This is a genomic window from Streptomyces caelestis, from assembly GCF_001279005.1.
Taxonomy (GTDB): domain Bacteria; phylum Actinomycetota; class Actinomycetes; order Streptomycetales; family Streptomycetaceae; genus Streptomyces; species Streptomyces heliomycini.
Map to the genome: position 1 here is coordinate 26,174 of NZ_LGCN01000074.1, position 11,327 is coordinate 37,500.

12 protein-coding genes are annotated in these 11,327 nt (G+C 72.2%); 7 read left to right on the forward strand and 5 right to left on the reverse strand.

The window, feature by feature from the left end; translation table 11 throughout:
* Positions 1-137: 137 nt before the first annotated feature.
* From ADK41_RS06980 to ADK41_RS06995, 4 genes are all read left to right on the forward strand, one after another.
* Entirely contained in the window at positions 138-4,298 is a 4,161-nt protein-coding gene (locus tag ADK41_RS06980) for a SpoIIE family protein phosphatase (RefSeq protein WP_030826808.1), read from the forward strand.
* The gene (locus ADK41_RS06985) at positions 4,298-4,594 is read left to right on the forward strand and encodes an STAS domain-containing protein (RefSeq protein ID WP_030826811.1); all 297 of its coding nucleotides are present in this window, start codon (positions 4,298-4,300) and stop codon (positions 4,592-4,594) included. Before ADK41_RS06980 ends, ADK41_RS06985 begins: the two co-directional genes overlap by 1 nt.
* Before the next feature lie 679 nt (positions 4,595-5,273).
* A complete protein-coding gene (locus tag ADK41_RS06990; RefSeq protein WP_030826814.1) occupies positions 5,274-5,891 on the forward strand; it encodes a dirigent protein in 618 nt (205 codons plus the stop codon).
* Positions 5,892-6,134: 243 nt separating this feature from the next.
* Positions 6,135-6,659, forward strand: coding sequence for a hypothetical protein (locus tag ADK41_RS06995; RefSeq protein ID WP_030826817.1), 525 nt, complete (start codon positions 6,135-6,137; stop codon positions 6,657-6,659).
* Between the two features lie 115 nt (positions 6,660-6,774).
* Here the strand turns inward: ADK41_RS06995 and ADK41_RS07000 are convergent, their stop codons facing one another.
* From ADK41_RS07000 to ADK41_RS07010, 3 genes are read right to left on the reverse strand one after another with little or no spacing between them, the layout of a single operon-like run.
* Positions 6,775-7,017: a DUF5302 domain-containing protein gene (locus tag ADK41_RS07000; protein ID WP_030826820.1), complete on the reverse strand. Its 243-nt coding sequence runs from the start codon at positions 7,015-7,017 to the stop codon at positions 6,775-6,777.
* Between the two features lie 38 nt (positions 7,018-7,055).
* Positions 7,056-7,307, reverse strand: a complete 252-nt coding sequence (locus ADK41_RS07005; protein ID WP_030826824.1) for a hypothetical protein — start codon at positions 7,305-7,307, stop codon at positions 7,056-7,058.
* Positions 7,308-7,346: 39 nt separating this feature from the next.
* Positions 7,347-7,829 (reverse strand): GNAT family N-acetyltransferase, encoded by a 483-nt coding sequence (locus ADK41_RS07010; RefSeq protein WP_030826827.1) that lies wholly within the window; start codon positions 7,827-7,829, stop codon positions 7,347-7,349.
* A gap of 127 nt (positions 7,830-7,956) precedes the next feature.
* Between ADK41_RS07010 and ADK41_RS07015 the strand changes: the two genes are divergently transcribed.
* Positions 7,957-8,415: an SRPBCC family protein gene (locus ADK41_RS07015; RefSeq protein ID WP_030826830.1), complete on the forward strand. Its 459-nt coding sequence runs from the start codon at positions 7,957-7,959 to the stop codon at positions 8,413-8,415.
* Between the two features lie 189 nt (positions 8,416-8,604).
* Here the strand turns inward: ADK41_RS07015 and ADK41_RS07020 are convergent, their stop codons facing one another.
* Together ADK41_RS07020 and ADK41_RS07025 are read right to left on the reverse strand one after the other, a co-directional pair.
* A complete protein-coding gene (locus ADK41_RS07020) occupies positions 8,605-8,895 on the reverse strand; it encodes a WhiB family transcriptional regulator (protein WP_051843171.1) in 291 nt (96 codons plus the stop codon).
* A gap of 483 nt (positions 8,896-9,378) precedes the next feature.
* Positions 9,379-9,834, reverse strand: a complete 456-nt coding sequence (locus ADK41_RS07025; RefSeq protein ID WP_037804286.1) for a MarR family winged helix-turn-helix transcriptional regulator — start codon at positions 9,832-9,834, stop codon at positions 9,379-9,381.
* Positions 9,835-9,903: 69 nt separating this feature from the next.
* Here ADK41_RS07025 and ADK41_RS07030 point away from each other — a divergent pair, with 69 nt between their 5' ends.
* Together ADK41_RS07030 and ADK41_RS07035 are read left to right on the forward strand one after the other, a co-directional pair.
* Positions 9,904-10,731 carry an alpha/beta fold hydrolase gene (locus tag ADK41_RS07030; RefSeq protein WP_030826836.1) on the forward strand — a complete coding sequence of 276 codons (828 nt, stop codon included), beginning with the start codon at positions 9,904-9,906 and terminating at the stop codon, positions 10,729-10,731.
* A 371-nt stretch (positions 10,732-11,102) separates the two neighbouring features.
* Positions 11,103-11,321 (forward strand): EF-hand domain-containing protein, encoded by a 219-nt coding sequence (locus tag ADK41_RS07035; RefSeq protein ID WP_030826839.1) that lies wholly within the window; start codon positions 11,103-11,105, stop codon positions 11,319-11,321.
* Positions 11,322-11,327: the final 6 nt, after the last annotated feature.

Genomic DNA, 11,327 nt, shown 5'->3' on the forward strand with positions numbered 1-11,327 from the left:
CAGCGGTGGGGCGGTCCAGGCGTCCTCCCCGGTGTCGTTCCAGGACGGGGCGGACACTCGGCAGGGCGGGACGGAGTCGGCCGGCCGGGGCGTCGAGACGACCGCCCGCTCGAGCGGTGCGAGGGAAAGGGTGTCCGGTGAGGCGTTCGGAAGACGCTGCGCACGAGATCGTGGCAGCGCCCGGGGCAGACGTGTTCACTGCCGACGAGGAGATCGGTCCGGACCTCGCCCGGGTGGACTGGTCGACGACCCCGCTGGGTCCGCCGGAGCAGTGGCCGCAGAGTCTGCGGACCGCGGTGAGCATCCTGCTGTCGTCCCGGTTCTCGATGTGGATGGCGTGGGGTCCGGAACTCACGTTCTTCTGCAACGCCGCCTACCGGCGCGACACCCTGGGCGCCAAGTACCCGTGGGCGTTGGGGCGGCCGGCCAGTGAGGTGTGGGCGGAGATCTGGAAGGACATCGGCCCGCGGATCGACACCGTGATGACCACGGGGGAGGCCACCTGGGACGAAGGCCTGCTGTTGTTCCTGGAACGGTCCGGTTACTCGGAGGAGAGCTACCACACCTTCAGCTACAGTCCGCTGCGCGACGACTCCGGCACGGTGGTCGGCATGCTGTGCGTGGTCAGCGAGGACACCGAGCGCGTCATCGGCGAGCGCCGGATGGCGACCCTGCGCGACCTCGGCTCCGATCCCAGCGTGGTCCGCACCGAGCAGGAATGGCTCGCCTTCGCCCACCAGCAGCTGGCCCGGAACAGGCGCGACCTGCCCTTCACGCTGACGTACCTTCTGGAGAGCGACGGCACCGCCCGCCTGGCGGATGCCACCGGACTGACCGCGGACCACCCGGCCGCACTCGAAACCCTGCCGCCCGACGGGTCCGGCACATGGCCCGTGGCGTCGCCGACGCACGGGGAGTCCGTGCTGCTGCCGCTCGCCGACCTCCCGTTCGGCGGTCTCCTTCCGGCCGGTGACTGGCAGCAGCCGCCCTCACAGGCACTGGTGCTGCCACTGCTGCGACAGGGCGGCGCCCCCTACGGATTCCTGGTGGCCGGTCTGAACCGGTACCGGGCCCTGGACGACGCCTACCGCGGCTTCCTCGAACTCACCGCCGGTCACCTCGCGGCGGGGATCGCCAGCGCCCGCAGCTACGAGGCGCAGCAGCGGCGGGCCGAGGAGCTCGCGGAGCTGGACCGGGCCAAAACCACCTTCTTCTCGAACATCAGCCACGAGTTCCGCACCCCCCTGACGCTGATCATGGGACCGGTGGAGGAACTGCGCTCCCGGCTGGCGGACGCCGATGCCCAGGTGCGGGAGGAACTGGAGGCCATCCACCGCAACGGGCTGCGGCTGGGCAAGCTGGTCAACTCCCTGCTGGACTTCTCCCGCATCGAGGCCGGCCGGATGCGGGCCCGTTACGAGCCGGTCGACCTGTCCCAGGTCACCACCGATCTGGCCAGCGTGTTCCGGTCCGCCGTCGACAAGGCCGGCCTGGACTTCCGCATCGACTGCGACCGGCTCCCCGAGCGGGTGTACATCGACCGCGAGATGTGGGAGAAGGTGATCCTGAACCTGCTGAGCAACGCGCTGAAGTTCACCTTCGAGGGCTCGATCGCCGTCACCGTACGGGCCCGGGACGCGCACGCCGTCGTCACCGTCGCCGACACCGGCATCGGAGTGCCCCGGGAGGAGATGCCGCGGCTGTTCGAACGGTTCCACCGCATCGAGAACGCCCGCTCCCGCTCCAACGAGGGCAGTGGCATCGGACTGGCCCTGGTCAAGGAACTGATCGGCCTGCACGGCGGCACGATCGCCGCCGACAGTACCGAGGGCGAGGGCACCCGCTTCACCGTCCGTCTGCCGTTCGGCGCCTCCCACCTGCCCTCCGACGCCCTCGCCCCGGCCGAGGACGGCCGTGGGGTGTCGACCGCGGACCCCTACGTGCAGGAAGCACTGCGCTGGCTGCCGGACGAGGTCACCGCGGACGCGCGCACGACGGCGACGGCGGCGGACCCCTCGGGCTACGCCACCGCTCCCGCCGTCGCGGCGCGTGTGCTCGTCGCCGACGACAACGCCGACATGCGTGAATACCTCACGCGGCTCCTGGACGGCGCGGGGTACCAGGTGGACACCGCCGAGGACGGCCTGGCGGCGTTGCAGGCGGTCCGTGCCGGCGCTCCCGACCTGGTGATCAGCGACGTGATGATGCCGGGCCTGGACGGGCTCGGTCTCGTGGCGGCGCTGCGCACCGATCCGCGGACCGTGTCGGTGCCGGTGGTGCTGCTGTCCGCACGGGCCGGGCAGGAGGCGTCCATCGAGGGCCTGCAGGCCGGTGCCGACGACTATCTCGTCAAGCCGTTCGCCGCGGCCGAACTGCTCGCCCGGGTGAAGGCCAACGTCGAGCTGGCGCGACTGCGCAACCATCAGGCACGCTGGCGCAAGGCGCTGGTGGACTCCCTGCAGGAGGCGTTCTTCGTCTGTGACGAGGAGGGCGCCGTCGTCGAGATCAACGCGGCCTTCACCGACATCCTCGGCTACGGCCCCGACGGCCTCCCCTACCGGCCGGTCCACCCCTGGTGGCCGGACGCCGAGACCGATCCCGACGCGCATCGCGAGGTCGACGACGCCTTCTCCCAGGTGCTGAACGATCCCAAGGGGTCCTACACCATTCCCGTGACGCACCGGGACGGGCACCGGCTGTGGGTGACGGCCACTTTCAACCAGGCACAGGACCCGGACACCGGGCGTCGGGTGACCGTCGGGACCTTCCGTGACGTCACCGCCGAGCACTACGCCGTCCAGCGCAAGAGCGCCCAGGCTTCTCTGAGCATGCGGCTGACCCAGGCGACCAGCCTGCCGGAGGCCCTCGAGGGCTCCCTGAAGGAGCTGAAGAAGCTGTGGCGTGCCGAGTGTGTGGTGGCCGCCGTCGCGACCGCCGGCCAGGAAGTGTCGGTGACGGCGACCGAGGCCGGCCTGCACTGGCGGGATCTGCCCGCCGAGCGCCGGGAGCAGCTGTCCGCCTGGCTGGACCTGCCCCTGCTGACGCCCGTCGACGACACCACCGGGGCAGGCATCACGGTCGGCCACCCGGAAGGCACCATGGTGGTGTGGATCGACCTCGGTGACCATCGGCCCTTCACCGGCGAGGACCAGCTGCTGCTGTCCCTCCTGGCCGGACAACTCGCCCAGGGTCTGTCCCGCGCCCATCAGATCGACCAGCAGCGCGAGACCGCTCTCGCCCTGCAACGCTCCATCCTCGGTCCGGCCAACCTCCCCGAGGGCTTCGCCGTCCGTTACGAACCCGCCACCCGCCCCCTGGAGGTCGGCGGCGACTGGTACGACACCGTCCGGCTCCAGGACGGGCGCATCGGCATCGTCGTCGGCGACTGCGTCGGACGCGGTCTCGAAGCCGCCACCGTCATGGGTCAGCTGCGCAGCGCCTGCCGCGCCCTGCTGCTCCAGGACTCCAGCCCCGCGCAGACCCTGATGGCCCTGGACCACTTCGCCGCCGGTGTTCCCGGCGCCATGTGCACCACCGTGTTCTGCGGGGTACTCGACCCGGACACCGGCGGCCTCACCTATTCCAGCGCCGGGCACCCGCCGGGCATCCTCACCCACCCCGACGGCACCACCGTCCTCCTCGACGAGGGACGCTCCGTGCCGCTGGCCGTGCGTCCCGGCCGGAACCGCCCCGAAGGCACCTGCACCGTACCCGCCCGTGCCACCCTCCTGCTGTACACCGACGGCCTCGTGGAACGCCGGCGCCGTCCTCTGACGGTCGGCATCGACCAGGCCGGCGAAGCCGTCCAGGCCGGCCGTGACATCGCGGTCGACGACCTCGCCACCCAGGTCATGACGCAGCTGGCGCCCGTCGGCGGCTACGACGACGACGTGGCGCTCCTGCTGTACCGGCACCCGGCGCCGCTGGACGTGTCCTTTCCCGCCGAGTCCGCGCAGCTGGCGCCGGTCCGCAAGGCCCTGCGCAGCTGGCTCGCCCAGTGCGAACTCCCCCCGCACACCGTCCAGAACGTACTGGTGGCAGCCGGGGAGGCCTGCGCCAACGCCATCGAGCACGGTCACCGGGACGCCCCCGGCGACACGGTCCGGCTCCGTGCCGAGGCGCTGGTCGACGACCTGCGTCTCACCGTCGCCGACACCGGCCGCTGGAAGACGCCCCAGCCCGAGGCCAACACCCATCGTGGCCGTGGCGTGGCACTGATGCGGGCGCTGATGCACCAGGTCACCATCACCTCCGGCGCCGCCGGTACCACCGTCGACATGCACACGAGGATCGCCTGATGACTACGCTTCTGACCTTGACTCCCAGTCGACGGCCCGACGGTGTCACCCAGTTGACGGCCGTGGGCGAAATAGACATGAGCAACACCGACACGTTCGCCAGCGCGATCGAGACCACGGAGGGTCCGCTCGTCATCGATCTGACCGGGATCGAGTACCTCGACAGCGCCGGTCTGAGCATCCTCTTCCGCCACATCGATCGCATCGAGCTGATCGCCACCCCGCTCCTGGCGCCCGTACTGGAAGTCTCCGGACTCGCCGGCCTGACCACCGTGCACGGTCCGGACACCGTCTGACGGCGCTTCTCGGCCCCGGGCCGGGCAGGCCGGCGGCTCGGGCGACCGCATCGGCCGGTCGCCACGGATCCGCCTCACCAGCCCGACGGGAAGGTCCCGCAGGACCCGGGCGAGGCGGGTGATGCGGTATCCGGCGTCCGTGAAGGCGGCGCGGCCGCCTCGGTGACGTCGTCGGCCGGCCGTGGACGTGGTGGAACGGGCGGTCCGGCGGGCGCGGGGCGTCCGGCCTCGGTCGCGGCGGGGCATCGGTGGCCGGCGCGAGGCGACCTCCGGGGAACCGGGGCGGTGACAGCCCGGCCGGCGCCTGCCGCAACCGTCCGTGTCGGTCCGGCCCGTCGAAGCCGTCGTACATCGCGCCGTGCCCACAGCGGTGCTCGGGCAGCAGCGTCGCACTCCCCGGTCGAACGCGGCGCACGCGGCGTCTTCGCCGGCCGGACGGATCCGCTCCACGCGAAGCCTCGCCCCCGCCCTGGGAAATGCACTCCAATGGCCCCGTCCTCGTCCCCCTGCCGAGCACGTCGCCACGGCCGTCATTAGCGTTGCCGCCAGGCAGAGGGCCCGTCATGCAATGCATGCGGACGAAGTGCGTCACCACCAGGGTGAGCATGACGAGTTCTCCCGGTGGTTCCACGGGCCTTCTCCCACGTTCCCGTTCCTTCCCACCACTACGGAGGCGACCATGGGCTTCGCCGGCCGGCCCTTCATATTCCTCACCGTCGCGGTTCTCGGCTGCTCCGCCGGGCTCGCTGTCATCACGTCCGCGTCGGCCGACGTGGCCCCACGGAAGGCGGCCCCGACCGCGGCAGCCCGCCCTGGCGACGGCTCCTCGGTGAAAAGCCGCGCCATCCGCGTAGAGGCTCGGCTGCGAGTCGGCGAAGAGCTCGATCTGGGCGCAACGGGCCGCAGCATCGGCGACCAGTTCGTCTTCAGCGGGGATCTGTCGTCGGCCGAGGGAGCCGGGGAACGCCTCGTCGGGCGCATCGGCGGGTTCTGCGTCATCACCGACCTCGAACGCAACGCGGGACCATGCACGTCGACCGCGGTGCTGCCGGAAGGCCAGATCACCATCCAGGGCGAGCAAGCCGGAATTCCGGTACCGGCCCCGGTCGTCAACGCGATCACCGGCGGCACCGGGGAGTTCCGTAAGGCTCGTGGCCAGGTGACACAACGGGTGTTGACGCCGGCGACCTGGCAACTCACGTTCGAGGTGGCCGACGTGCCGCCTCATCGGGCCGAGGACGGCCGCAGTCCGTCCGCGGCGCCGATGCCCGTCTCTCCGTCCTTCCTCGGCAAGTAGCCGCGTCGGGCGGCGCCGACGCCGCCCGGGACGCAGTCGACGAGAGCAACGGTTCCCGCCCGCGCCAGGCATCGGACCGCCCCTGTCACAGGCCCATTCTGATCGTCGCCCCCGAACCACCGGGCCGAGGTGCGTCATGCGGACCGATGACGGCATGAGCCTCGACCGACCCCGAGACGCACCGATTCAAAGACGGTGCGCGGCACTTCGGGAACACGCCCCCTCACCACACGTGGAGACGTCGTGATCAAGAACTTCCGCACACTCACCAGCTGGGGTGTCGCCGCGGCGGCCGCCGCGGCCACGATCGGCGCCACCACCGGCGGCCCTCCGCACCCGTCGCCGGCCGACCCGCAGGCCCGCCCGACGACCGGTCAGGGGAAGGAAACGCGGACCGGACCCCGGCCGGCGGAGAGCCGACGGATCGCCACCTCGGTCCTGGACGGGGACTTCAGGTTCACACTCACCGCTCTGAGGTCGCGGACCGACCCGTTCGCGGCATCCGTGCGCCTCCAGGTCTTCACCTTCGAGGACGGCGCCTGGAGGGAATCGGACCGTGCTCCGGTGGGCGAGGCGGATTCCTGGTTCTGGTTCCCGCTGACCGGCCGCCACGCGGTGTGCGCGTTCTCCACCTCCGGTACGGAGCCCGCACCGGTTGCCGTCAGCCTGCTGGTCACGCCGTCGATCGGCTGCTCACCGACCGAGAGCTTCCGCATCGACGACGGGCAGATCGTCCCCGCCCGGCATGCGGCCCCGCCCTCCCCATGAAGCGTCGTGCCCGTACGCGTTCGCGGCCGAGCACACCCGGCGGGACCCGGCGCGGCCTCATCGGCGAGGCGGCCGAGCGGTGTCCCGCCGAGTCCCGTCCGGCGGCGGTTCGAACTCAGCCGCCGCTCTTCCGTCGGAACGACCGCTGGCTCGCGGCCGGGCCGTGCGCGCCGCGGACCTTCGACCCGTCGGCGCTCGCAGCGCGAGCCGCGGCCTGCGCCTGCTTGTCCCGCTTGCGCGCCAGGGCCTCCCGGAACTTGCCCTTCAGGTCGTACTGGCCGTCGTCGTCGGGCGCCAGGGCGCCGCTCTCGGCGTCAGCCGTCTTCGGGCCTTCTTGCGAGGGAGAATCTGCGGTCATGGTGACCTCCTGAGGTCGGGCGGTGAAAGCACAGCTTGTCATGCCGGGCACCGCGCGGGCCGCCCGCGCCGCAGCCCGGCGTCCGTCAGCAGGTGAGCCGGGGTGCGCAGATCGCTGTGCGCGCGGACGGCCGGGGCGGACGACCCGGTGGTCGCGGAGCCGGACGAGGCCCACTCCGGGCGGGGCTCGGCGTCCACGACGACCCTCGGGTTCACCGGGAACCGGTAGGTGCGGGAGGGTACTTCACCCGCGCGGTCCCGAACGGGGACGAGGGCGCCGTCGGTCGTCACGGCCCTCCTCACCCCCTGGAGGGGCGCCGCCGGGAGAACTCACACGATCAGGAACTCCAGCTCGGGCCGGTCCCACGCCACCGCGGGCGGGTTCGCCGAGGCGGTCCCGGTGAGCAGCGCGCCCACCTTGCGGTAGAACCCCTCGGCCGGAGGGTGCGACACCACGCGGACACGGTCCAGTCCCGCCGCCCGCGCCTCGGCCTTCATGTGCTCGACGAGCAGCCGCCCGATGCCACGGCCCTGCGTCCCGTCCGCGACGAAGAGCAGGTCCAGCTCCGGCGGCACGAGAACCAGCGAGTAGAAACCGAGCACCCGGCCCGCGGGATCGTCGGTGTCGACGGCCACGAAGACCTCATGGGCTTCGATGTAGTCGGGGCCGACGCGGTAGCCTGCGACCATCGCCGCGTAGGGGCCCTCGTAGGCGCGCGAGCCGCGCACGAGCCGTGTGAGCCGCTTGGCGTCCCGGGCGACGGCCCGTCGCACGGCGATCCCGCCACCTCCAGGGGTAATGCTCGACTTCATGTGGAGAGTATTACGCATCCTCGGGCCCGCCCGAACCGGACGCCGGCCCGCAGGCGCCTTTGCGTCCGGCGCCCCGGTAGGTCGCAGTCCTCCCGGGTACTCGTCGCGGCGCGAAAGGAGGCCCGATATGAGCACGGTCAAGGAAGCAGTGGAAGTCGAGGTCCCGGTCCACACCGCCTACAACCAGTGGACCCAGTTCGAGGAGTTCCCGAACTTCATGGAGGGCGTCGAGGAGATCACACAACTCGACGCCCGCCACAACCACTGGACCACCAAGATCGGCGGGGTACGGCGGGAGTTCGACACCGAGATCGTCGACCAGTTCCCCGACGAGCGGATCACCTGGCGCACCACCAGCGGTGACGTCCAGCAGAAGGGCACGGTCCGCTTCCAGCGCGTGGATGACGGCCACACCCGGGTGGAACTCGTGATGGACGTCGAACCGGGTGGAGTCGCGGAGAAGGCCGCGGACATGCTGGGGACGATCGACCGGCGCGTCAAAGGCGACATGCGGCGCTTCAAGGAGTACATCGAACGGCGGGAGGACGAGTCCGGATCCTGGCGCGGCCGCATCACCCCCGGCTGAGCGCCCTCACCCCGACGACACCGCGGTGCGGGCACCGGCCGCGTGCCGCCGTAGCCGGCACCGTGACGCCCCCATCGGTCCCGCCCGCGGTGCCGACTGCGGCCCGGGCCTGCCGCGGCGACCGTTTCCCCCTGCCCCGGTCGGCCACGCCCGGTGGCGTTCGCGCACCGTTTCCCGGGGATCTCGCTCCTACCGCCCGCCGCGCAGCGCCCGACGGATGGCACGGCGCTGCGCGGCGGTCGTGGCGCCCCAGATGCCCGCGTCCTCTCCGTGCCTGATGGCCCAGAGGCGGCAGGCGAGCAGGACCGGGCAGCAGCGACACACCGCACGGGCCCTCATCACCTGAGGATCGCGGTCCCGCTCGACCAGGGGGAAGAACAGCTCCGGGTCCTCGCCCGCGCATGCGGCCTCGCGCCGCCATTCCCGTGCGGCACCAGGCGGGCCGGCGAGGGCGTGGGAGAGGGGACGGTCGTATGTCATGGCGCACCTCCGCCTGCTGCCGGCCAAGCCGGCAGATGGCCACGGCACCGGAGTGCCGCAGGCCCGGCAGGGGTCGCACCGTCCACTGTACGCGGCACCCGGCGGACAGGCAGCGCTCGTGCCGTGCGGAGGCGCTCCTCGATGCCGTGCCGGCGCTCGCGGGCCGGCACGCGGGCAAAGCGGCACGAGCGGGAGGGGGACGGCGGCCCAGCGGATCGGCCACGGCGGACGCACGAGGCCGAGCAGTGCCACGGCGCTCATCGGAACCAGGCCGTGTGCGACGAGAACCACGGCTTCAGGTTGCGGCGCAGGCGTCCCTTGGGGGGCGAGCGGCCCCACGAGCCGCGCGGACCACTCCCCCGCGGCGACCGCCTTGCCGGCCGCGCCCCACGTCGATGCCCAAGGTGTGACGGTCGCCCCATCCGCACGTCCCGTGGACGGCCCCGGACGCGTCGCCGCGCGCGCCGTCGCGCCGAAGTCCTGTCAGGCCGAACGCGTCCGCCTGGCGGACTCCCACGCGGAGGCCAGAAAACGGCGCACCGTCTCCAACTCGTCCGCCTCGAAACCTTCCGCGGACGCCACCACCTCGCCGATCACCGGCCCGAAGAAGGCCCACCCGAGTCGCGCGGCCTCCTCCTCCACCTCCAGCAGCACACGGCGCCGGTCGGCCGTGTCCCTGCTGCGCCGGACCCATCCGAGCCGCTCCAGCCGATCCACCAGGGCGGTGGTCCCGGAGGAGTTCAGGCGCAGTTGCCCGCCGAGCCAGCCGGGTGTGGCGCGGGTGCCGGCCCGTGCCGCGTCCAGCAGGTGGATCAGCGCGCGCACATCGGTGGGATGCAGCCCGTGGCGCGCGGCGAACTCGGCGCCGAGCAGGTCGAACTCCACGGTCACCGCGCGCAGCAGGTGAACCAGTTCCATCGCCGGGCTCTGATCGTTCATGCACACTCCCTCGAACCCTCGCATAGTATCTCGCTGAACGAGAATATCGGTGAGCGAGAGGAATGGCCCGTGTCCCTGTCCGCTTTCGACCTCGCCTACGACGAGCTCCGCGCCCGCTGGCCCGGGTCCACCGAGGAACGCGACGTCGCCACGCCGTACGGGCGCACCCGGGTCCACGTGTACGGCCCGGCGGACGGCAGCCCTCTGGTGCTGCTGCCCGGCGGCTCCGCCACCGGCCTGGTCTGGTTCGCCAACGCCCCGGTCCTCGGCGGACGGTACCGGGTCCACGCGGTCGACCTGCTGGGCGACGCCGGCCGCACCGAACGCCGGGGCACACCGCTGAAGAGCGCCGACGATCTGACGGCCTGGCTGGACGCGCTGCTGGACGGGCTCGGGCTCGCCCGCACTCACCTGTGCGGTCACTCGTACGGCGCCTGGCTGGCCGTCAGGTACGCGCTGCACGCACCGCAGCGGGTCGACCGCCTCGCCCTCGTCGATCCCACCCAGGTCTTCGCCGGGTTCCGCCTCCGCTACCTGCTGCGGGCACTGCCCACCCTGATCCGCCCGAGCCAGGCCCGCGCCCGCGCCTTCCTGGCCTGGGAGACGGCGGACACCCACCCGGACGAGACCTGGCAGCGACTCTACGCGCTGTCCACCACCGTTCCCGGCCGCAAGCTCATCGCCGGCGCCCGCCCCCGAGCCGCCGACCTCCGCATGCCGGTCCTGGTCCTGCTCGCGGAACACAGCCGTGCCCACCACTCCGCCGAGGTCGCCGCCGAAGCCCGCCGGGCGCTCCCGCGAAGCGAGGTGACACTGCTTCCCGGAGCCACCCACCACTCCCTGCCACTCACCGCGCCGGAACAACTGAACGACCGGCTGGTGGATTTCCTGGACTGACGGCGCCGAAGGACACCGCCGGCGTCCGCGTCCTCACCGGAGCGGACCGTGTGCGGGCCTTCGCCGACGGATGAAGCCCGTCCCGCGACCGCGTGCGCGGGATCGGGCGTCGTCGCGGCCGGGCGAGGCGGTGTGCCGCAGCCACTCGTCCACCACGTCATGGGACTCGTCGAGGGCCGGATCGCGTCCTGGTGGACACGGCTCGTCGGCGCGCGCTCGGCCGTGCGGCGGTCCGCGCCGCTGTGCGGCGTCTCGATCGTGTCCCGTCGGGCAGGGACGCCGGGCGGGAAGGGCGGGGCCGCTCGCCCGGTCGCTCGGAGACCGGCGGATAGGCTGGCGCCGTCAGCGAAGATCGCGGAAGGAAGACGTACATGGCGGACAGGGTGGAGAAGGCGGCGCGGAGTGTCTTCGAGCGCTACGACCTGGACGGTGACGGCCTGGTCACCGCGGAGGAGTACCGGCAGGTCGTGGCGGAACTGGAGGGCGGCGAGATCACCGAGTCGGAGGCCCGGGGACTGATCGACTCGCTCGACACCGACGGTGACCGCCGGATGTCCTTCGACGAGTTCTGGGCAGCCATGAACCGCTGACAACGG

Coding starts and splice junctions, on each gene's coding strand:
- ADK41_RS06985 (WP_030826811.1), top strand. CDS start 4,298: ATGACTACGCTTCTGACCTTGACTCCCAGTCGACGGCCCGACGGTGTC.
- ADK41_RS06990 (WP_030826814.1), top strand. CDS start 5,274: ATGGGCTTCGCCGGCCGGCCCTTCATATTCCTCACCGTCGCGGTTCTC.
- ADK41_RS07010 (WP_030826827.1), bottom strand. CDS start 7,829: ATGAAGTCGAGCATTACCCCTGGAGGTGGCGGGATCGCCGTGCGACGG.
- ADK41_RS07015 (WP_030826830.1), top strand. CDS start 7,957: ATGAGCACGGTCAAGGAAGCAGTGGAAGTCGAGGTCCCGGTCCACACC.
- ADK41_RS07035 (WP_030826839.1), top strand. CDS start 11,103: ATGGCGGACAGGGTGGAGAAGGCGGCGCGGAGTGTCTTCGAGCGCTAC.
- ADK41_RS07000 (WP_030826820.1), bottom strand. CDS start 7,017: ATGACCGCAGATTCTCCCTCGCAAGAAGGCCCGAAGACGGCTGACGCC.
- ADK41_RS07025 (WP_037804286.1), bottom strand. CDS start 9,834: ATGAACGATCAGAGCCCGGCGATGGAACTGGTTCACCTGCTGCGCGCG.
- ADK41_RS07020 (WP_051843171.1), bottom strand. CDS start 8,895: ATGACATACGACCGTCCCCTCTCCCACGCCCTCGCCGGCCCGCCTGGT.